Raw genomic sequence first — 21,381 nt, 5'->3', positions numbered from 1 at the left:
AAGCTCCAAGACGCGGCCGCCCGATGCCGGGCCAGAGCCGCTAGCACCCGCGTGATTACACTTGATAGGAATACCCTGAAGATGATGCGAATTCTGTTGTTTCTGGCCACCAACCTCGCGGTTATTCTGGTTGCCAGCATCACCCTGAGCCTGCTGGGCGTCGGCAGCGTGCACGACGGTCAGGGCGGCATGAACCTGCAGTCGCTGCTGATCTTCTGCGCCGTGTTCGGCTTTGCCGGCTCCTTTGTGTCACTGTTCATGTCCAAGTGGATGGCCAAGCGCAGCACTGGCGCCCGCGTGATCGAGCAGCCGCAAACCCAACAGGAACGCTGGCTGCTGAGCACGGTTGAAGAACTGGCCAGAACCGCCGGCATCGGCATGCCGGAAGTGGCTATCTTCCCGTCCCGCGCGCCCAACGCCTTCGCCACCGGCTGGAACAAGAACGCCTCGCTGGTTGCCGTGTCCGAAGGCATGCTGCAGCGTTTCAGCCCGGCCGAGGTGAAGGCCGTCATGGCCCATGAGATTGGTCACGTGGCTAACGGCGACATGGTCACCCTGTCGCTGATCCAGGGCGTGGTAAACACCTTCGTCATGTTCTTCGCCCGCATCATTGGCAACTTTGTCGATCGCGCCGTGTTCAAGAACGAGGGCGACGGCCCGGGTATCGGCTACTTCATCGCCACTATCTTTGCCGAACTGGTACTGGGTATTCTGGCGAGCATTATCGTCATGTGGTTCTCCCGCCAGCGCGAATTCCGCGCAGACGCCGCCGGCGCCCAACTGGCTGGTGCCGGCGCGATGATTGCAGCGCTGGAACACTTGAAGGCAGAGCAAGGTATTCCGGTGGAAATGCCGGGCGAAATGACCGCCTTCGGTATCAACGGCGGCCTGAAGAACGGCCTGGCCGGCCTGCTGATGAGCCACCCACCGCTCGACCAGCGTATCGCCGCCCTGCGAGCCGGCAACTACCGCTAAGCGGCTGCAAGCTGCAAGCTGCAAGCCAAGCGTAAAAAACAGAACGGGATCAGGTAACAACCTGATCCCGTTTTTTATTGCCAGCACGATAGCCAAAGCCCTCCTCGGGATGCCAAGACGATGGCATTTGTGGCTATACTGGCCACGGCTTGCCGCAGGACGGACCGGAGTATGGCTCGCGGCCCCTCCTAATCCGTTTGAACGAGATAGCCGCACCATGATGACCTTGAGGACCAAGGTATTATCAGCGTTATTGCTCAGCAGTCTCGGCGCCATCCTCGTGATCGCGCTAATCACGCCGCCGCTACTGGAGTACCGCTTTGTCGGCCAGGCCAGTGCGACCCACTTTGGCCACTTCACGCGGCTGATCCAACGCTATCAGAACTTGTCCGATGCCTTGCCCTGGGGCACGCGCGCGCAGCGGCCCTGGATTTCTATCAGCGTATTGTGACGCTTGACCGCAGGCGCCATGAACAAAGAGCGCTCGAGCAGCGCCCACCCAGAAGGCCGCCACGCGGCATGCCTCCGGCAGGCAACCCACTCCGCCCAGGCGGCAGCTCGCCTTTCGAGTCTACCGATATGCGGTTTGTGCTGGCCGACACCCAGGGCTACGTTATCCACCCCTTCTACGACTATCAGGCCGGTCAGCAACTCAGCCTGTTCGAGCGCTGGCGGGCCGCTCCCCTGACATTCAATGGCGAACTCGTCGGTTATGCCCTGGCAACTGGCGAGGCGCCACAGACACCGCTCGACGACAGTTATCGCACCCTGCTTTACCAAAGCCTGGCGGTCGCCGGGGCCATTGCCCTGCTGCTGTCGTTGCTGGTTGCCGCCCTGCTGACGCGCCCCATGTTGCGTCAGCTACGTCAACTGAGCCGCGCGGTAAATGAGCTGGAACCTGGCCAGCCGTTCACACCCGTCGTCGTCAGCGGCACCGACGAAATCGCCACCCTGGCCAAGGCCTTCAACCGTATGAGTGGCGAACTCACAGACAAATATCAGGCCCTGCAGGCGTCCAACGAAACCATTGCCCGCCAGGCCAAATCACTTGAAAGGCTCAGCTATACCGACGAACTCACCGGCCTGCATAACCGTCGCTACTTCAACGAACAGTTCGCCCACTAGTTTGAGATATGCACTCAACGCCAGCGCGCGTTAGCGCTGGTGATCGTCGACGTGGATCACTTCAAGCGCATCAACGATGGTTTCTCACACCAGGTCGGCGATCTGGTGCTGCAACAGATTGCGCACCTCATGCGCCAGTCGGTACGCACGCAAGACATCCTGGCACGTTTCGGCGGAGAAGAGCTGATACTGCTGATGCCCGACGCCAGCGTGCAAACCGCTAAGGAGATTGCCGAGCGCATGCGCCTGCAAATAGAACAGCATCCCTGGCAGCAGATTGCCGAAGGCCTGCGAGTCACCGCCAGCTTCGGCATCACCGGCCTGCAACACTCCCAGCACGACATGCTCAAACGTGCAGACGAACAGCTCTACCGCGCCAAGGACAACGGGCGTAACAGCGTTTGCATTGAGGCGTAGTCACCCCCGCCGCTAGCGACTGGTGCGCCCGTAGTGGTTGGCCATCCCAGTCCGGTGCAGGTCCACCCCGCCAGCCAACCGAGCACCGGGTCGCGAGCACATTATCGACCCCAAAGGCGGTATTGCCGGCGAACAGCGCCGCCGCCATCTCCGCACGCAGGCTGTCCAGGCGGTGCTGATCCAGCTGCAATCGCTCAACTTATCCGGTTCGATGCTGTGCATGCAGCATGTAGCAATAGGTTACTCCCAAGGCAAGCACCACAGCGCCCAGGGAGAACACTTCCAGGGCTTCGATTTTCTCGAAGTCCAGCACGATGATCTTTCGCGCCACCGCCATCAGGGCAGTGGCTACAACCAGCTTGACCGGCAACTCGTAACTGCTCAGGTAGATACGGATATTGACGAAAATCTCGATCGCCACCAGCACTGCCAGAAAGGCAGCAAAGGTTTCAAAGATGTCACTGATATCCAGCAGATACATGGGCTCGGAGGTCAGGCGCTGATACAGCACATAGACCACGTCGGCGATGCCGAAAAAGATCACCAGCACCATCAGGATGGCCAGCAATTTAACAGCAAAGCGAATGGCAAAATGACTGGCACGAATAATCGGGTCCGGATCATCCAGCGGCAACTCGTCATGGGGTTCTTTTTTCACGTCTGATCTCCTTCCAACCGCTGTTCGGCCTCCCATGATCAGCCACGTGCAAGGCCGAGGCAGGCGGCACAGACACCGCAACTAAGGCCAGGTCAGGCAACTGACCTAGTCAAAAGGGTTTTCTCCCGTTGTACCCTGAAATGCAATTCGCGCGCTGTCAGCCACTGCTGGTCGATATCAGACTCGTCACCGCTCAGCAGCCGCTGCCCCACATCAGCTGCCAGTGCCGATGCGGCGAAAAGATCTGGGTGTATTCCAGGCTCTGGCTGGTTGCTCGCGCCACACCAACGACCAGCGTCACGCCTGGTCATGTCACGCAACCAAGGCAAAGGATGCGTGCTGCCAACGTCAGCATGGTAGAGCGTGGTCAGAGCACCGAGCACAGGGAACGCAGTTGCGACCCGGCGAGGCCAGGAGGGGGAGCAAAGGATAGGCGCCGCGCGGTCGCGGCACCTAACTCACTCAAATGCAGGTGCTGCCGCCGTCCACGGGCAAGGCGATGCCGGTGGTGAAGGACGCCCCCTCGGAGCACAGATAAAGTACAGCGGCGGCAATTTCTTCAGCACGGCCTACACGACCAATCGGGTGCATGGCTGCTGCCGCGTCGGCCTTGCGCGGCTCAATGGCGACGGCGCGACGGAACATCTCGGTATCAATCACCGCCGGACAGACCGCGTTAACTCGCACACCCTGCTTGGCGTACTCCACTGCCGCCGAGCGGGTCAGACCCAACACCGCGTGTTTGCTGGCGGCATAAATGCTCATTTTCGGCGCAGCGCCCAGCGCAGCAACCGAAGCGGTGTTGACGATAGAGCCGCCGCCATTCTTGAGCATCAGCGGCAGCTCGAAGCGCATGCACTGCCAGACGCCTTTGACATTCACGTCCATGATGCGGTCAAACACGGCCTCGTCGCCGTCCGCCAGCTTACCCAGCTCGACCTCAATACCGGCGTTGTTGAAGGCGCAATCCAGACGACCGAATTCCGCATCAATGCGCTCGATCAGGCCTTTGACCTCAGCCGAATCCGCCACGTTGCAGGCAATGAATACCGCATCCCCGCCCGCTGCGCGGATGGCTTCAGCCACCGCTTCACCAGCAGACACATCAATATCAGAGAGCACAACCTGCGCCCCCGCAGCGGCAAATGCTTCAGCCGTTGCCTTGCCGATGCCTGCGGCCGCACCGGTGATCAGTGCTACCTTGCCGGAAAACTCACTACTCATGCGTCTGTACTCCTGTCATTGACCGCGTTGGCGGGCGTGTCTTTTTCAGGATATTAGCGCGGCAGCAGTCATGACTCGACCAAGTTAAGCCGTGTTGTTCACGCGTTATGTCATTCGTTGATACAGTGTTCTCGCAGCCACTCGATAACGGCCTGCTGTTCGCCACTGAACACCACTCGAGGGTGCTTGCTCTCGCGTTGGTACACGTACATCGGATCGTAGTAATGGGTCAGCAGGCCTTCAATCCAGCGGCGGTGCGCCTGCACATCACCACTGCGCTGCTGAATCTCCAGCGCCTCACGCATCAGCCTATCCAGCTGCTGATGACGCTCGCCACCCAGCCGCTTGTAAATGCGTTGCAAACTGCCGAGCAGATAGTCGGCGAAGGCACTGAAACCGGCGTCAGCGTCGTCTGGATGCAGCGCCGCGTACTCAGCCTGCATGTTGATGACGTAGTCGCCCAGAATGCGCGTGACACGGTTGTCGAAGCTGTCTTCCAGCCAGACCAGCGGCGCCTCCTGCATGACACGGTAGAGCGTCAGCGGCACCGAGCAGCTACCGACGATACGTCCCTCGTCCTCGAGCACCAGGCGGTTATAACCGGCATCCCGCACCTTCAGCGCTGCAATGGCCAGCCGGTTCTCAAAGTCGATCTGTCCCGGCTGGGGCGTGGCGTGACGACCAAAGCTGGAGCCACGGTGATGCGCATGGCCCTCCAGATCCAGGCTGTTGTCCAGTGCGCTGATCACCTCGGTTTTGCCAGTGCCAGTCATGCCGGCCACCAGTATCGGATTGCACTCCAGCGCTGCTGCATCCAGGGTATCGATAAGAAAACGCCGCATGGCCTTGTAGCCACCGATTACCCGCGGATACTGCACACCAGCCTCGCTCAGCCATTGCTGCACCAACTGCGAGCGCAGGCCACCACGAAAACAGTACAGATAACCCTCGGGCGCCGCCTGGACCTGAGCCAGCCAGGCATCGATACGCGCGGCCTTGAGCTTGCCGCGCACCAGCTGATGACCCAGCTCGATTGCCGCAGCCTGGCCTTGCTGCTTGTAGCGGGTACCGACCTTCTGCCGTTCGCTGTCATTCATCAGGGGCAGATTGACTGCCTGGGGAAAGGCTCCCTTGGCAAACTCGACAGGCGCGCGCACGTCCATCAGCGGCACATTCTGCAAAAACAGCTGACGAAAGTCCTCGGTGTTGTCGCGCATCAAAGCACCTCGACCCAGGGCCCACCGCACTGTTCGACCAGTTCTCCGATACAGCCCAGCGTCAGACCCAGTTCACCGGCCAGCGCCAAAAACGCTTCTACCGCCTCCGGCGCCACTGCCACCAGCAGCCCACCACTGGTTTGCGGATCGCACAGCAGGTGCTTTTGCGCGTCGCTCAGTGCACCGATCTTGTGCCCGTAGCTATCAAAATTGCGCAGCGTGCCACCCGGCACACACCCCTGCTCCAGGTAGTAGTCGACTGCAGGCAAGCGCGGTACCTGCGCACTGTTCAGGCGCGCCTGCAGGCCAGCACCTTCGGCCATTTCGGTCAGATGCCCGAGCAGGCCAAAGCCGGTCACATCGGTCATCGCCTGAACACCATCGAGGGCAGCAAAACGTTGACCCGGACGATTGAGCTGACACATCAGGTCCCGCGCGACGCCAGCGTCCTCGGGGCGCAGCTTCTTCTGCTTTTCGGCGGTGGTAAGGATACCGATGCCCAGTGGCTTGGTCAGAAACAGCTGGGCGCCAGCCAAGGCTTGATCATTGCGCTTGAGCTGGCGTTTCAACACATGGCCGGTCACTGCCAGTCCGAAAATAGGCTCAGGGGCGTCAATCGAATGCCCCCCGGCCAGCGGCATGCCTGCCTCGGTGCACACCTGCCGCGCCCCGGCCAGCACCTCGCCAGCCACCGCGGCAGACAGCAGGTTGACCGGCCAGCCGAGAATCGCAATGGCCATCAGCGGCGTGCCGCCCATGGCGTAGATATCGCTGATCGCATTGGTCGCAGCGATGCGGCCAAAGTCGAACGGGTCATCGACAATCGGCATGAAAAAGTCGGTAGTGCTGACAATGCCCTGTTCGTCGTCCAGACCGAATACCGCCGCGTCGTCGCGGCTCGCATTGCCCACCCAGAGCCGCTCAAAGGCCGGGCCAGGCTGGCCGACCGCCAGCATCTCGTCGAGCACCCGCGGCGCAATCTTGCAGCCACAACCGGCGCCGTGGCTGTATTCGGTCAAACGTATGGTCTGGGTCATGCTCAGCTCCGCGACAGTTACATGGAAAGGCGGATTCTAGCAGACACCCATCCCAGTTCAGTGCTGGCGACGTTCGAACTGGTCCAGCGTATCACTGGCCACCATCCGGCCCAGCTCGATCAGCTCCGGCGCACGATAGAATTCGAAGAACCGGCACAGACGCTTGGGTACGTTAAACACCACGTCTGGCGGATAGCCAGCAATCTTGTACTGGGTAAGCGACGCCTGCATCGCCTCAAACGACAGGTTGACCAGCTCCAGCATGCTGGCCGGCCCCACCGGTGGTTCGACCTCGACCGGGGCATCCTGATCTTCCTCACGCGAGTGCGGCTCCTCACCGTCCTCCGGCGACAGCGGCAACGCGTGTTGCCCGGCCTGTTCTTCTTCCTCTTCGGCCCGCCGGCCAAGCCAGGAGGGCTTGAGCGCTGCCATCCACTGCTCCCACTGCTGACGGATCGGCGCGGGCCGCTCGATAACAGGCATCTGATAGTGATTGCTTTCGATCGAGTTGAGGTTGACCGCCATGATCAGATCACAATGCGCCGACACCACCGGCACAATCGGCAGCGGATTGAGCAGGCCGCCGTCTACCAGCACACGACTGCCCTGGCGTACCGGGGAAAACAGGCTGGGGATCGCCGCCGAGGCGCGCATGGCCTGATGCAGGCAACCCGACTGAAACCACACTTCCTGCTGGTTGGTCAGGTCTGTCGCCACGGCGGTAAAAGGAATCGCCAGATCATCGATGTCGATATCGCCGAGTATCTCGCGGATGCGCCCGAACACCCGCTCGCCGCGAATCGCGCCCAAGGTGCCAAAGCCGATATCCAGCAGACGGATCACATCCAGGTAGTCCAGCCCGGAGACCCATTCGCGGTAATCAGCCAGTCGACCGGCAGCGTGAATGCCGCCTACTACCGCCCCCATGGAGCAGCCGGCGATGCAGGCGATTTCATAGCCTCGGCGTTCGATTTCTTCGATCACGCCTATGTGCGCGTATCCCCTTGCGCCTCCGCTGCCCAGTACCAGAGCGACTCTTCGTGCCATCGTGCTATTACTCCTTCACAAACTCGCGTGTCCCGATTGACGTATACCACCGCGCTGCGCATGATGCCCGGACGTTTTTCCGCTGCACAAGGCCCATCGTGAACGCCCGTCTGAATCGCCCGCTGAAGATTATCCTCTGTGTTGCCCTGCTACTGGCTCTGTGCGCCCTGCTGGTGACGTGGTTTGTCCACACCGCAGAGGCCAAACGCAGCGGCAAACTCCGGCTGGAGGGGCTCATGGCCCCCGTGTCCGTTTACTACGACGCCTGGGGCGTACCCCATATCGACGCCCAGAACGAACACGACGCTTACCTGGCACTGGGCTATGTGCACGCCCAGGACCGGTTGTTTCAGATGGACCTGCTGCGGCGTATTGGCGGCGGACGGCTGTCGGAGCTGTTTGGCGCCGAGTCCTTCGCCACCGACCGGTTCTTCCGCACTCTGGGTATCAGCCGCTACGCTCGCCAATACGCCGAGCGGTTGCAGCAGCAGGCCGACAGCCCCCACGTGCAGCTGATTCACGCCTATCAGGACGGCATCAACCAATATATTGACCAGGGTGGCCGGCCACTGGAATACCGCCTGCTGATGACCACGCCGGACTACTTCAGCACCCAGGACATCGCCAACACCATGGGCTACATGGCGTACTCCTTTGCCGAAGCATTCAAGACCGACGCCCTGGTCGACACCATTCGCGGTACCCTGAGCGAGCGTCATTACCGTGATCTGGTGCCCAGCTGGCCGGACCAGTTGCCGCCAGTGCGCTCCTCCGGGCAGCCCTACATCGAGCTGCTGACCCCCATGCTGGAGCAGATCAGCCAGGTAGAACAGACCCTGCCGGTAGGCCAGTTCCTCGGCTCCAACGCCTGGGTCGTGAACGCCGAACGCAGTGCCAGCGGCGCCCCGCTACTCGCCAACGATCCGCATATCGGCTTTGCCGCGCCAGCAGTCTGGTACGAAGCACACATCCGCACCCCGGACAGCGAAGTCTACGGTCATTTCCTCGCTGGCATCCCGTTTCCATTGCTGGGGCAGACTCGCCATCACGCCTGGGGCCTGACCATGCTGATGAACGATGACGTGGACTTCTACCGCGAACGCGTCAACCCGGACGACCCGGAGCAGGTCTGGGCAATCGATCGCTGGCAGAAGCTGCGTGTGCATGAAGAGGTCATCAAGATTCGCGGCCAGGAAGATCGCCTGATCCGCACCCGCAGCAGCCGCCACGGCCCTATCGTCAACGATCTGCCCGGCAGCATGGAGCGCGAACCTGTCAGCCTGTTCTGGAGCTTCCTCGACCCGGAGAACGATTCGGCCAGCGCCTTTTACGGATTTACCCGCGCCACCAGCCTCGACGAGTTTCAGGCCGCAGCCGCGCTGCACAGCGCGCCCGGCCTGAACCTGGTGTATGCCGACGTTGATGACAACATCGCCATGTGGGCAATTGGCAAGCTCAAACGCTGGCCACAGAGCAGCAATGGTTTTTCCCTGCTCAACGGCGGTTCGGGCCGGGATGACTTTCTGGGCTATCAACCCTTCGAGACCAACCCGCGCATCATCAACCCCCGCGAGGGTGTGATCTTCTCCACCAACAACCCTTACCCAGAGCGCAACCCGCGCCGCAAGCTGCCAGGCTACTACGCACCAACGGATCGGGCGCAGCGCCTGGAAGTCCTGCTCAACCGTGAAGCGCCCTTCGACCTGTCGGACTTCAAGGCCTTCCAGCTTGACGATCAGCGGCCACTGGCCCTGAGCATGCTCGCCGACGCCATGCCATTGCTGGACCCACAGCAGCTGCCGGAGGAGCTCCGCGAGACAGGTACTCAGGCACTCGCTCTGCTCGCCAGCTGGGATGGCCACTACCGACGCGACAGTCAGGCTGCCAGCATTTTCCAGCGCTGGCAGGATGCGCTATCCGAGGCCCTTTTTGCCGATGAGCTAGGCCCACGCTACAGCTACTTCCGCAACACCTTCATGGCCGAGAAAACACTGGCCAGCCTGTATTGGAAGCCCACTTCGCCCTGGTGGGACAATCGCGAGCATCCGAGCCTGGACGGTCGTCAGGCAGCCATCGGTCATGCCTGGAAGAACGCGCTGCAGGGGCTGGTGAAGGATTTGGGTGCAGACCCGCAACAGTGGCAATGGTCACGACTGACCAGCCTGCAACACAAGCATGCACTCAGTGAGCGCCTGCCCTTCGGAGCATTGCTGAGCAGCCAGCCGGTGGTGGTAGATGGCGGCAACGAAACCCTGAACAACATGGTCTTCGACCGCGGTACTGAGCAATATCAGATCAAGGCCGGCCCCTCGACCCGCCGCCTGATCGACCTGTCAGACCTGAACGCCAGCCTGGGTATCAACCCGCTGGGCCAGGCCGGTAACCCGCTGGACGTCCACGCCTGGGATCAGGCGGACATGTTCAACGAAGGGCGCTACCGTGCGCAGTTGTTCGACTGGCTATCGATTCGCGCCCTGCCCGATCAGCTGGAGCTAAGACCCTAGCGAATGCGCTGCAACACCACACCTTGGGCCGGCACCGGCTCACCCAGCTGCAGGCGCGACGCGGACACGCCGGCCGCTTTCATGGCATTGACCAGCTGCGGTGCATCGGCCCCGTCAAACTGCACGCGCAGCAATGAGTCCAGACGCATCATCCGCACCAGCAACCGCGTCCAGTCATCCTGAAGCACCTCGCTGTCCAGCGCCGGCAGCGCCAGGCTATTCTCGCTGCGCAGCACCTTGAGCAAGGTTGACGGCGTTGGGTATAGCGCCTGCTGGACTGCCTGATCCGGCGTCAGCTGGGTCATGTTCAGGTAGCTGCGACGGTTGCCCCGGGTGATGCTGTACAGGGTGATAAAGCGCTGCGGTTCGTTATCCAGGCGCAGCGCCAGGTAGCGCTGGTCTTCGTCTGGCCCGTACAGACGCGCGTTATGCAACACCTGATTGGCCCACAGGCTGCTGCTGCCGCATTCACGACCATCGCAGGCGTACAGCAGCGTATGCGGTTGCGCCAGCAGTTGCCCCAGCACATGACTGAAGGCAGCTTCAGGGGCGTAGCCGTCAAGGACTTCCCAGCTGACCGAAGCCAATTCACCACTGGCACGCACCTCTCGCTCGGCACGCAGCTGGTTGTTGATACGGCGGATACTGCCGATAACCACCGGCTGGTCCGCCTGGGACTGCAGCGTCTGGTCGACGAGCTGTGAATGGGTGAAAGGTTCGACAACCAGTGTCGAGACGGCGTCTTCGGCCTGCAGTACCCCAGCGGACAACAGGCCGGCGAACAGCAGCGGCGCACTTCGTGTTATGGACCCCATGCATCTCCTCAGCGCCCCCACCTGCGGGCGTCATTAAGCGGGCGCTCACGCGCCACTTCAGTTCCGAGGATACCGCGACTGGACCTGTGGGTCAGCTCAGGCTTGTGTAGAAGTCTTTCAGAATCGCCGCCACCTCCGGCGCCTGGGCTTCCAGATGCAGATGGTGGCCGCCGTCGATGCGGTGCACCGTCAGATTATTGAAGGCATCAATACGATCCAGTACGTCCGGATGCTTGTGCATCACACCTTGATTGGCCAGCACCAGGCACGCCGGCGCCGTGATATTTTCGATAAAAGACACGGCGTGGCGCTGAGTGAAGCGCAGTGGTGAGGGCAGCATCAGTTGGGGGTCGGTGCGCCAGGTCCAGCCGCCGTCGTGCGGCATCAATCCGCGCTCGACCAGAAAACCCGCCGCCTCGCGACTGATCGGCGTCGTTCCGCCCAGCACGCGTGCCGACACGGCCTTCTCCGCGCTGTCATAAATCGGTTTACGTTTATTGCCCAACTGCAGGCTGGAGTTGAAGAAACGCGCCATCTGCCGGGGCGCATCATCGGCTTCGGAGGTGAACGGCATCAGCCCGTCAATCATCGCGGCCCCGATGATACGATCCGGCAGACTGCCGGCCAGAATGCCGCTGATAATCGCGCCCATGGAATGCCCGAGCAACGCGAAACGCTCCCAGCCCAGGTCCTCCGCCACCTGCAGTACGCTGGCCGCTTGCTGCCAGAGGCTGTAACCGGTGGCCGGCATATGCCCCGACAGGCCGTGGCCAGGCAAGTCCAGCGCTACCAGGTGAACGCCCTCCAGCGCCGGCGCCACCCGGTCGAAGGTGGCGGCATTGTCGAGCCAGCCGTGCAGTGCAATAACCGGCAAACCGCCGGGCTCCCCCCAAGCCTTGCCGGCGACTTCAATATGCGGCAGGGAAAAACGTACTTCATGGCTTGTAAGGGGCATGCAGCCTCCGGTTGCTGAGTAGAGAACGGATGCTGCAGGAATCTACTGTCTTGGCACCGTGCGAACAAGCACCTGAGCGGCCGTGAATACAGCCACATACACGAGCGGATCGCCGGCTGTCAGTCCGTATTCAGTGGCACGATGGCCATGGTCAGCCGGGCGATACAGGTGGTCTTGCCCTGCTCATCACGCAGGCGAATGTCCCAGACATGCGTCGTGCGCCCCAGGTGCACCGCCGTTGCCCGGGCGGTGACTCGCCCCGTGCGCACCGCGCGCAGGTGATTGGCGTTCACATCCAGCCCCACGCAGTAATGGGTACGGGTATCAATGCAGGCGTAGGACGCCATGCTGCCCACGCTTTCGGCCAGCACCACCGAGGCGCCGCCATGCAGGATGCCGTAAGGCTGATGAGTGCGCTGATCCACCGGCATACTCGCGCTAATCCAGTCGTCTCCCGCCTCCTCGATACGAATATCCAGTAGCGTGTTGATATGGGGGCCGGGCGCATTCATGGCCTCGATATCCAGGGGGCGATGCCAAATGACACTCATACCTCACTCTCCTCCAAAACAATGCTCTTGCCGCTGACCAGCCAATACTGGAAATGGGCGTGATAGGTCGCCTCCACCACATTGCGGCGCAGCTTCAGCGTTGGCGTGCGGAACCCGCCGGCGATATCCCAGGCGCTTTGCACAATGACCAGGCAACCCAGGCGCTCGGTCTCCGGCAACGTCTGATTGACCGAATCGAACAGCGCCTGCAGACGACCACGGTTGGTCTTGTCGGCTGTCAGCCCGGGGGCCAGCCGAACCAGAGCCAGCGGCTGAGGTAGATCCTGTCCGACCACGCAGGCCTCCTCTATCAACACGTCGTCCATCAGCCGCTGCTCTATGGGGGCCGGGATGACATAGCGCCCCCGGGAGGTCTTGAAGATGTCGCGCAGGCGTCCGGTCAGACGCAGGAAGCCTTCCTGGTCAATCTCTGCGGCATCCCCGGTGTGCAGAAATCCATCCTCATCCAATACCTCCGCAGTGCGCACCGGGTCCTTGTGGTAACCCAGCATCAGCGTCTTGCTGCGCACCAGCAGCTCCCCCTGCGGTCCCAAACGGCATTCAACGCCTGGGTTCGGCAAACCGATATACCCGGGCCGCTGGCGGCTCGGACGCCCGAGATGAGAGTAGCCGCAGTTCTCGGTCATGCCGTAGGCTTCCACCACTTGCAGGCCAAGGGCGGCGAATCGACGCTGCAACGCCGGGTTCAGGCGTGCGGCACCGCTCACGGCATAGCGCACCTGATCCAAGCCTAGATAGGCAAGCGCGCGCCTGCCCTGAAGCGGCCCCAGTACAGGCAGGCTCAGCAGAGTTTGCAGCCAGCGCGCCGGCCAACGCCGATCGCAGGCGTCCATGCAATCCTGCCAAACCCTGGGCGAAGCAATAAACAGGGTTGGTCTTGCTCGACGACAATCCTCCAGGAAACTGGCAGCACGCTCGACAAAGAACACCTGCTGACCGCCAAGCAACGAAGTCATCTCGACAAACTGCCGTTCGCCAATATGGCTGAATGACTGACAGGACAACATGCGATCTGACGCAGAAATGGTAAACAGACGCAGGAAATTGCTGGCCGCCAGGTACATGCTGGCAAAGCTCAAGACCACCCCTTTGGGCACACCGGTCGTGCCGGAGGTGTAAATGATGGTAGCAGGCTGATCCGCGACGGGCTGTTGCGGCTCCAGCGGCGCCTGTTGCTGCAGCGCGGACCAGGGCACAACCCCTCTCTCCTCCGGCCCCTGCGGCAAGGCCAGGCGCACCACCTCATCAGGCAAACCCGCACGCTGAGCCGGCCAGCCTTCCAGGCGACCAAGAAACACCGCCCGCAGATCAGCGTGACGCGCAACCTGAGAAATAAAGTCGACAGTGAGGCCGGGATGCAGCGGGACAGAGACATGACCGGCCATCCAGATAGCCAGGTCAGCAATGATCCAGTGGGCGCAGTTACGCGCCAGCAGGCCAATACAGCTGCCGGCCGGCAGCTGCAAGCTGTCCAGATAACCAGCGACGCGGCGCGCCTGCTCGCCAACCTCAGCCCACGTCAGACGTTGAACACTGCCGTCAGGCAGCGGTTGAACCAGATAGGTAGTGCTCGGACGCAGGGCCTCCTGACGTAAAAAGGCCTCAAGCGCCGTCGCAGGCTGCGTTGCCAATGCACCCATGCCCTGCTCCGCCGAATCATTATTATTGTTGCGACGGTCGCCCTTGTGAGCGACCCGCCGGTAGGAATTGCCTTCACACTATCCCAGCGGGGAGGCGCCTACAAGGCCGGCGCAGAGCTAACGCGGCCAAGCTCACAGTCGGCGCTCAGTCAGCCAGCTGCGCCGGGCTTTGCAGCAGCTGCAATTGGCCAAGGCCGGCGGCAACCACGTCCATATCTACACAGGCCAGCCCGGCAGTAGGCATCGGAAAATGCCCTCCCCGGTGCCCCTCACACAAAAGACTCAGCAATTGGCTGACCAGCGGCTGGTGACTCACCAGCAGCAATTGCTGCTCGCTGCGTTCGCTCAGATACCGCAGCACATCAGCCGGCGCATCATCGGGGGTCAGCCAGGGCGCGGTGGCAACGCCCCGGGCAAAATTCAGCTGATCAGCTACCAATGACGCGGTCTGTTGCGCTCGCAGATAAGGGCTGGCGAGAATCGCATCAAGAGGCTGCCCGGCAAGTATCTGGCACATGCTGCGCACCTCTTGTTCACCGGCGCCGGACAACGGCCGCTCGGGATCGGTCGCGGCCTGAGCCGCAGCCTGACCATGGCGCAGAATCCAGAGTCTCATGGCGACTCCTGGTCGCGGGACTGGCGCACCCAGCGCGCGTCACCATTCGGCCACTCGCTGAAGGGCCAGGGCTTTTGCTCACTGCCGCCAGTCAGGTAGCGACCACTCTGCCAGACATACTGCGACAGACTGCTGCCCCAGCGGGCGCAATCGGCATCCGGTTCACCACGGAACAAACGGTAGGCAATCTGGATCAGGGTCAGAACAGCCAGAGCGACCTCAGCTACTTGCCAGGCCAGGGCAAAGAAAACGACATACAGCAACCGCAGCCAAAAGTCGGCGGAGCACAGGTTATTCAAAAACGTGTTCACAGAAACTCCTCAAGACTTGACCGGTGCCGCAGACATGAAGGCGGCAAATTCAACATCATTTTTCTGTTCAGCCGACATCAGTCGGGCAATCACCGCCGGCAGCGGCTTGTGCTCAAAGACAATCGCATGCAGGCCATCGACCAGCGGCATGTAAACGCCCTCTTCAGCCGCCTTCTGCTTGAGTACCCTGAGCGTATTGACGCCCTCGGCGACTTGTCCCAGCCGGGCTACGCCTTGCTCCAGGGTTTCCCCCTTACCCAAGGCATGCCCCACCTGGAAGTTGCGCGACTGAGGCGAGACGCAGGTAACAATCAGGTCGCCGACACCGGCCAGTCCAAGAAACGTCAGCGGATTGGCCCCCATGTGCACGGCAAAGCGGGTCATTTCCGCCAGCGCTCGAGTAATCAGCATGGCCTTGGTGTTCTCGCCCATACCCAGCGCCGAGGCCATACCGGAAATAATGGCGTAGACATTCTTCAACGCGCCCCCCAGTTCTACCCCGTAGCGGTCCTGACTGGCATAGACCCGCAGGTTGGCGCAGCCAAGCACGGCCTGCACATCACGGCACAGCTGCTCATCCTCGCTGGCGACCACAGTCGCAGTCAGCTCTCCTGCGGCAATTTCCTTGGCCAGGTTAGGCCCTGACAGCACGCCTACATGGGCCTCAGGTGCTTCCTGTTCGACAATCTGGCTCATCATCAGAAAGCCCGGCTGCTCGATACCCTTGGTGGTGCTGACAACCTGCTTGCCGGCCAGCTGCGGGCCGATCTGTTGGAGTACGGTACGGAAAGAGCTGGACGGGATCGCCAGAAAGACAATCTCTGCCGTCGCCAGCGCCGCATTCAGGTCGGTGGTTACCTGCAGCCGCTCATCCAGCGCTATGCCGGGCAGGTAACGCGGGTTTTCGTGCTGCTCGCGGATATGCCGGGCCATCTCGGGATCACGCAACCAGAGGGTTACCGGCACAGCCTCAGAGGCCATTAGGTTGGCCAGGGTGGTGCCAAAACTGCCCCCACCCAACACACAGACAGATGCTTTGCGATCGGTCATGCAACATCCTTAGACAGTGAATCTGGCGCCAGTATAAGCCGAGCACGCCGACGGCGCGATTTGCCGCTGGAAAAACCTGCTCGGCTGGTTAATATGGGCGCATTCGTAAAAAAGAATCCAAGTGCCATCACTATGCTCAAGCCGCGCCTCGCCGCTACCGCCGTCCTGTTCTGCTGCAGCGCCCCTCTCAGCGCCCAGTCCCTGAACGACCCATTACTCGACGACTTGCAGCTGCCCACCGTACTCAGCGCAACCCGCTTGAAGCAAAGCCCGGCAGAAGTGCCTGGCAGCATGACGGTGATAGACCGGCAGCTGATTCGTGCTTCAGGGGCCCGGGATATCCCGGAATTGATGCGCCTGGTGCCCGGCATGATGGTGGGCTATCGCTCCGGCAACCAGATGAACGTGAACCTGCATGGCACCAACATCAGCGAAGCCAGACGCATGCAGGTGCTGGTAGATGGCCGCTCCGTCTACAGACCAGGCTTTGCCACTGTCGAGTGGTCAGCCATTCCGCTAGCCATTGAGGACATAGAACACATTGAAGTGTTTCGCGGCCCAAACACCGCTGCGTACGGAGCAAACGCGCTGATGGGGGTGATCAACATCGTCTCGCGCCACCCTCGCGACTATTCGGGTACAACGCTCAAGTACACGGCGGGCAAGCGCGGCGTGAGAGACTGGTATGGCAGTCAGCATTTCAGTCTCGTCGACAGTGACTGGCGCTTAAGTCTGTCGGGCGCAGCCGATGATGGCTTCGACTTGCTGGAGCCGGGGGTGGATTACCGCGACAGCCGCCGTTTGGAACGCATCAACCTGAGCGGTGCCTTCACAATCAACAGCCAACAAACGCTGGAGCTGCAGCTTGCCGCCAGCCAGGCTCGCCAGCAGTACTATTACGATTACGAGCCTTTTTTAAAGCCATTGCGCCCCAGCCGGGACACCTTGGGTGCTTATGATTACGCCGTCGCAGCCCACCAGCCTGACTCAGACAGTGAAATCAGCGATTACTCCATCCAGGGGTTATGGAAAAACGACATCAACCCAAACCACAGTCTGCAGGTGTTGGCCTATGCTCAGCAGATGAACCGCGAGCAAGCATGGCGAGCATGCGACAGCCCTGTTGTATTCATCGACGAGTTGAAACAACTCTATGCCCTCAACCCCACCGCCGCGCGCCGAGTGAGCCGTTTTCTGGAATATGCAGACGCTGCCTATGATATGCGCACTGCCATGCAAATCAGCCTGGCAGACGAGTACACCCATCAGCTTGGCGACCTTGGCGAGGCAATCAAACAGGCGCGCAGCACCTACCGAAACAGCGCACCGGTATGCTGGGATATAGATCACAACCTTGAGGAGAGCCGGATTCATCTGGAGGTCCAGGACACCTTGCGGCTAAACGACCAGTTGCGCCTGATGAGCGGCCTCAGCTATCGCTATGACCGAGCCACCTCAGAGACACTGTTCGCCGGCACGGTCGACAATTACATCCTGCAGGGCTTTGCCAATATCGAGTACCGCCCTCATGACCGCTGGCTATTTCAGTTCGGGGGCATGCTCGAGGACGACCAACTCATAGGTACGTCGTTTTCTCCGCGTATTGCCGGGCACTTCTTCATCAATCCTCTGCACAGCGTGCGCGCAGTTTACTCCGAAGCAGTGCGCTCCCCTGACATGTACGAGAACAACGCCCACTGGACCTATCCCATAAAAAACGCCAGCGGCCCGGTACCCCCGAATCCGGTCTATTACGCAACAGGCATCGGCCCAGGCGATCTTGAACAAGAGCGCATGCGTGCAGTTGAGTTGGGCTACCACGGAAACTTTCATCGCCAGGGCCTGGCGCTAGACTTGCGTCTGTTCCACGAGCGCATCGACAACATGAATAGCGAGCCGCTTAAGATCACCGACTTTTACCCCAACAATGACTCTCGGGTAGAGTTTCGCGGCGCAGAAGCGGAAATAGACTGGCGGCTCGGTTACGCCGACCGACTGAGACTGACCTATGCTCATATTGTCTTTGATGCCAGCAACAATCTGGACCAGCGCCTGACACCCAGGCACTCCGGAAGTGCCGGCTGGATTCACGAGTGGCCAGCAGGCTTTACCAGCAGCCTTTTCTACTACGGAGCTGATGAGCTGAACGAACGCCGGTTTGAGCGTGCCGACCTGCGGCTGGAAAAACGCTTCGAGTTGTCGGCCAACTCGGCATTGAGTCTTGCCCTGACCTGGCAACAAAGGCTGGATGATGAAGCCCTAACCTGGGATGAGAACCTCTATGACAGCCAGAGCCAATACTATCTGAGCGCAGAACTCTCGTTCTGAGCCCGATGCGCTTACCACCTAGCAGCGAATGGACAAGGAATGTCTGACCTACCCATGACCCAAAGTAGGCATTGGCTTTAATGAAAGCCCTGCGTCTATTGTTTGCCTGCCTGATCCTGGTGCTGACCATCCAGCCAGCTCGGGCCGACCAGGCACTGGTCGTGCTACCGACACAAAGCAGCCTCACAACCGCCTTTGTCAGCGAGCTGCAGGCCGCGCTGGGCACCCCCGTGGAGGTGATAACCACTGCCACCGCAACTCTGCCACCCGAGGCGCGCTACCAGTACATCATCACCATGGGTCAGGACGCATTGGACTGGCGCCTTCGCCAGCGTGCGCAAAGCCGCACCCTGGCGACCTATATTACATCGGAATACTGGCATCCCCGCAGTCAGACGGCTCCTCCCTGGCTATCTGCGCTCTACGCTGACCCAGAACCCGCACGACAGCTACAGCTCAGCCGCCTATTGGCGCCTCGTCTCGACCGCGCAGGCATACTGCTCAGCCGGGACAGTCGCTGGCAACGAGCGCGCTGGCAAGCGGCGGCCGACCAGCAAGGCATCACGCTCACCATCGCCGAAGTGGACGGCCCGGATGACCTGTCTCGACAGCTGTTGGGCCTGCTTGGTCGAAGCGACATCCTGCTCGGCACCGACGACAGCAGCATCTACAACGCCGACAACCTGAAAACCATCCTGCTGACCAGTTATTCGCGCAACAAGGTACTGATCGGCCCCAGTGCACCCTTTATCGACGCTGGCAGCCTAAGTACCACCTACAGCAGTCCCCAGGACATGGCGCGCAGCGTCGCCTACCTGCTTGAACAGGGGCTGCCTCCCCAAACCACATCCTACCCCCGCTATTTTTCCGTGCTGAGCAACGCCCAGGTCGCCCGCTCCCTGGGTATCCCGCTGCCAGACGACGCCACCCTCGCCCGCCGCCTGGCCGAGCTGGAGCAAGAGCCATGAATTTTCTGCAACGCGGCACCATTTACAGCCGCCTGATTCTAATTGCCACACTGCCGGCCCTGTTGATGGGCGTCGTGGGTTTCACCTTTTTCACCACCGCCCGTCTGGACGATGTGAATCGAGAGCTGCAGGTCACCGGTCAACTGATTGCCGACCAGCTTGCGCCAGCCGCCGAGTACGGCGTCATCAGCGGCAACCTGCGCACCCTGGAAAGCCTGGTCAAGGGCGCCCTCAACGTGCCGCACGTCCGCTATGTCGAGGTCTACGACCGCACTGGGCGAGCGCTGCTGCACCTGGGACAAGCGGATCAGGTTGAGCGCCAGGGCATGCAGGTGTTCGTTGCCGACATCCTGCGCGAACGTATTCCGCTGCAGAACGATCTGTTCCTCCTGGACGCACCCAGCGCCGGAGACAGCGACCAGCAACGCTATCTGGGTCAGGTGCATGTGGGCTTGAGCAGCACCGCCTTCATCGAGCGCCAGCAGAGCATCCTGCTGAAGACGCTCGCGCTGGCAGCACTGGTGCTGGTGGCAACGTTATTTCTTGCCATCCGTCTGGCCAAGGCCCTGGCTGATCCGATGGAACGCATGGGACACGCCGTTGCGCGCCTGCAGCAAGGGGAGCTGGATACCCGCCTGGAGGTCAACGACGAGCATGAAATCGGCCATTTGATGCACAACATCAACAGCCTGGCCGAGACCCTGGAGCGCGCAGAAACGCAGCAGCAACGCGCTATGCAGGAGCTGATCAGCGCCCGTGAAGAAGCCGAGTCCGCCAACCGTGCAAAATCGGAGTTCCTGGCCATGATGAGCCACGAACTGCGCACGCCCATGAACGGCGTGCTCGGCATGCTGCAGCTGCTCGAAACCACCGATCTCAACAGCGAGCAGAGCGAATACGTGCACATCGCGGGCGAGTCTACCGACCACCTGCTGAAGGTCATCAACGACATCCTCGACTTCTCGCGTATTGAGCGCGGCGCGCTGGAGCTAGAGCACATCCCTTTCAACCTGCCGCAGCTGATCCAATCGTCGGTCAATGTGTTCGAACACACCGCGCGCCAAAAGAAACTGCAACTGATCACCAAACTGGAAGGCAACGACAGCCACGCCGAGGTGGTGGGCGACCCGACCCGGATCCGGCAAATACTGGTGAACCTGGTCGGCAACGCGATGAAGTTCACCGAACAGGGGTCCATCGCCGTGCACGCGAGCTGGCAGCTGACTGGCACCGACGCCCTGTGGTTACGCTGCGCAGTAGCCGATACCGGTATCGGCATCGCACCGGAGCGCCTTGAACGCATGTTCGATGCCTTCCAGCAAGCCGACAGCAGCACATCCAGGCGCTTTGGCGGTACCGGGCTGGGCCTGTCCATCGCCCGTACCTTTGCCGAGAAGATGGGCGGCAAGCTGGTCGCGGAAAGCCACGAAAGCCGGGGCTCAGTATTTACCTTCGAGATACCGCTGGCGTTGCGCGAGAAGCCGTTGGGCAAGCCCAGCGAAACACCGGCTCACGCGCATCAGGGCAGTGACCGCCCGGTGCTGCTGGTCGAGGATAACCCGGTCAATCAGATGGTGATTGAAGGCATGCTCAATACGGCGGACATTCGCGTGGTCGCGGTTGCCAGCGGCGAGGATGCGCTACGCCATCTTGCCGACCGGTCGGCGGCCTATGCCGCCGTGCTGATGGACATCCAGCTGCCCGACATTGACGGCCTCGAGGTCTGGCGCCGCTACAACGAGCACTGCACCGAGAACCAGCTCAAACCGCTCCCCTGCATCGCCCTGACGGCCAGCGCCTTTGACGTCGATCGGCGCGATTGCGAAGCAGCAGGCATGCAGGACTTTCTCAGCAAGCCGGTCAACCGCCAGGCGCTGCTGCAGGCGCTCACCCCCTGGACGGCCGCGCAGTAGCACAGCCCA

General features: G+C 61.2%; 21 protein-coding genes. 8 read left to right on the top strand and 13 right to left on the bottom strand.

Annotation, left to right across the window (positions count from 1 at the left end):
* Nucleotides 1–81: 81 nt before the first annotated feature.
* From htpX to CNQ84_RS10365, 4 genes are all read left to right on the top strand, one after another.
* Complete coding sequence (gene htpX / locus CNQ84_RS10380; protein ID WP_096004796.1) at nucleotides 82–975, top strand: protease HtpX; 894 nt, start codon at nucleotides 82–84, stop codon at nucleotides 973–975.
* Between the two features lie 217 nt (nucleotides 976–1,192).
* The gene (locus CNQ84_RS10375; RefSeq protein WP_133065890.1) at nucleotides 1,193–1,426 is read left to right on the top strand and encodes a hypothetical protein; all 234 of its coding nucleotides are present in this window, start codon (nucleotides 1,193–1,195) and stop codon (nucleotides 1,424–1,426) included.
* A 128-nt stretch (nucleotides 1,427–1,554) separates the two neighbouring features.
* Complete coding sequence (locus tag CNQ84_RS10370; RefSeq protein ID WP_165771269.1) at nucleotides 1,555–2,100, top strand: HAMP domain-containing protein; 546 nt, start codon at nucleotides 1,555–1,557, stop codon at nucleotides 2,098–2,100.
* Nucleotides 2,101–2,106: 6 nt separating this feature from the next.
* Nucleotides 2,107–2,517: a GGDEF domain-containing protein gene (locus CNQ84_RS10365; protein ID WP_096004793.1), complete on the top strand. Its 411-nt coding sequence runs from the start codon at nucleotides 2,107–2,109 to the stop codon at nucleotides 2,515–2,517.
* Here the strand turns inward: CNQ84_RS10365 and CNQ84_RS21095 are convergent.
* From CNQ84_RS21095 to CNQ84_RS10340, 6 genes are all read right to left on the bottom strand, one after another.
* Nucleotides 2,447–2,707, bottom strand: a complete 261-nt coding sequence (locus CNQ84_RS21095) for a hypothetical protein (protein ID WP_425439960.1) — start codon at nucleotides 2,705–2,707, stop codon at nucleotides 2,447–2,449. The two genes, CNQ84_RS10365 and CNQ84_RS21095, sit on opposite strands and share 71 nt — an antisense overlap.
* A 9-nt stretch (nucleotides 2,708–2,716) precedes the next feature.
* Nucleotides 2,717–3,175 (bottom strand): phosphate-starvation-inducible PsiE family protein, encoded by a 459-nt coding sequence (locus CNQ84_RS10360; RefSeq protein WP_202974590.1) that lies wholly within the window; start codon nucleotides 3,173–3,175, stop codon nucleotides 2,717–2,719.
* A gap of 462 nt (nucleotides 3,176–3,637) precedes the next feature.
* A complete protein-coding gene (locus CNQ84_RS10355; RefSeq protein WP_096004791.1) occupies nucleotides 3,638–4,399 on the bottom strand; it encodes an SDR family oxidoreductase in 762 nt (253 codons plus the stop codon).
* 110 nt (nucleotides 4,400–4,509) lie between these two features.
* Nucleotides 4,510–5,616: a tRNA 2-selenouridine(34) synthase MnmH gene (gene mnmH, locus CNQ84_RS10350; protein ID WP_096004790.1), complete on the bottom strand. Its 1,107-nt coding sequence runs from the start codon at nucleotides 5,614–5,616 to the stop codon at nucleotides 4,510–4,512.
* Nucleotides 5,616–6,653 (bottom strand): selenide, water dikinase SelD, encoded by a 1,038-nt coding sequence (selD, locus tag CNQ84_RS10345; RefSeq protein WP_096004789.1) that lies wholly within the window; start codon nucleotides 6,651–6,653, stop codon nucleotides 5,616–5,618. Before selD ends, mnmH begins: the two co-directional genes overlap by 1 nt.
* Before the next feature lie 57 nt (nucleotides 6,654–6,710).
* On the bottom strand, nucleotides 6,711–7,700 hold the full coding sequence (locus CNQ84_RS10340; RefSeq protein ID WP_096004788.1) for a patatin-like phospholipase family protein: 990 nt from the start codon (nucleotides 7,698–7,700) through the stop codon (nucleotides 6,711–6,713).
* A gap of 98 nt (nucleotides 7,701–7,798) precedes the next feature.
* On the opposite strand from CNQ84_RS10340, the gene CNQ84_RS10335 reads away from it, so the two are divergent.
* Nucleotides 7,799–10,204 (top strand): penicillin acylase family protein, encoded by a 2,406-nt coding sequence (locus CNQ84_RS10335; RefSeq protein WP_096004787.1) that lies wholly within the window; start codon nucleotides 7,799–7,801, stop codon nucleotides 10,202–10,204.
* On the opposite strand, the gene CNQ84_RS10330 is transcribed toward CNQ84_RS10335, so the two are convergent.
* From CNQ84_RS10330 to CNQ84_RS10300, 7 genes are all read right to left on the bottom strand, one after another.
* A complete protein-coding gene (locus tag CNQ84_RS10330) occupies nucleotides 10,201–11,019 on the bottom strand; it encodes a DUF4892 domain-containing protein (RefSeq protein ID WP_096004786.1) in 819 nt (272 codons plus the stop codon). The two genes, CNQ84_RS10335 and CNQ84_RS10330, sit on opposite strands and share 4 nt — an antisense overlap.
* Nucleotides 11,020–11,110: 91 nt before the next feature.
* Nucleotides 11,111–11,974: an alpha/beta hydrolase gene (locus CNQ84_RS10325; RefSeq protein ID WP_096004785.1), complete on the bottom strand. Its 864-nt coding sequence runs from the start codon at nucleotides 11,972–11,974 to the stop codon at nucleotides 11,111–11,113.
* 119 nt (nucleotides 11,975–12,093) lie between these two features.
* On the bottom strand, nucleotides 12,094–12,525 hold the full coding sequence (locus CNQ84_RS10320) for a hotdog fold thioesterase (protein WP_096004784.1): 432 nt from the start codon (nucleotides 12,523–12,525) through the stop codon (nucleotides 12,094–12,096).
* Complete coding sequence (locus CNQ84_RS10315; protein ID WP_096004783.1) at nucleotides 12,522–14,186, bottom strand: AMP-binding protein; 1,665 nt, start codon at nucleotides 14,184–14,186, stop codon at nucleotides 12,522–12,524. Before CNQ84_RS10315 ends, CNQ84_RS10320 begins: the two co-directional genes overlap by 4 nt.
* A 145-nt stretch (nucleotides 14,187–14,331) precedes the next feature.
* Nucleotides 14,332–14,802 (bottom strand): phosphohistidine phosphatase SixA, encoded by a 471-nt coding sequence (gene sixA, locus CNQ84_RS10310; protein WP_096004782.1) that lies wholly within the window; start codon nucleotides 14,800–14,802, stop codon nucleotides 14,332–14,334.
* Entirely contained in the window at nucleotides 14,799–15,113 is a 315-nt protein-coding gene (locus CNQ84_RS10305; RefSeq protein WP_096004781.1) for a DUF4389 domain-containing protein, read from the bottom strand. Before CNQ84_RS10305 ends, sixA begins: the two co-directional genes overlap by 4 nt.
* 9 nt (nucleotides 15,114–15,122) lie before the next feature.
* On the bottom strand, nucleotides 15,123–16,163 hold the full coding sequence (locus tag CNQ84_RS10300) for an NAD(P)H-dependent glycerol-3-phosphate dehydrogenase (RefSeq protein ID WP_096004780.1): 1,041 nt from the start codon (nucleotides 16,161–16,163) through the stop codon (nucleotides 15,123–15,125).
* A 93-nt stretch (nucleotides 16,164–16,256) separates the two neighbouring features.
* Here CNQ84_RS10300 and CNQ84_RS10295 point away from each other — a divergent pair, with 93 nt between their 5' ends.
* From CNQ84_RS10295 to CNQ84_RS10285, 3 genes are all read left to right on the top strand, one after another.
* Complete coding sequence (locus CNQ84_RS10295) at nucleotides 16,257–18,491, top strand: TonB-dependent receptor plug domain-containing protein (RefSeq protein WP_245841312.1); 2,235 nt, start codon at nucleotides 16,257–16,259, stop codon at nucleotides 18,489–18,491.
* An 80-nt stretch (nucleotides 18,492–18,571) separates the two neighbouring features.
* Nucleotides 18,572–19,459: an ABC transporter substrate-binding protein gene (locus CNQ84_RS10290; RefSeq protein ID WP_096004778.1), complete on the top strand. Its 888-nt coding sequence runs from the start codon at nucleotides 18,572–18,574 to the stop codon at nucleotides 19,457–19,459.
* The gene (locus CNQ84_RS10285; RefSeq protein ID WP_096004777.1) at nucleotides 19,456–21,372 is read left to right on the top strand and encodes an ATP-binding protein; all 1,917 of its coding nucleotides are present in this window, start codon (nucleotides 19,456–19,458) and stop codon (nucleotides 21,370–21,372) included. The genes CNQ84_RS10290 and CNQ84_RS10285 overlap by 4 nt, the downstream gene beginning before the upstream one ends.
* Nucleotides 21,373–21,381 lie beyond the last annotated feature (9 nt).

Source organism: Pseudomonas abyssi (assembly GCF_002307495.1).
Classification (GTDB): Bacteria; Pseudomonadota; Gammaproteobacteria; order Pseudomonadales; family Pseudomonadaceae; genus Halopseudomonas; species Halopseudomonas abyssi.
This window is presented reverse-complemented; position numbering and strand designations above follow the sequence as displayed.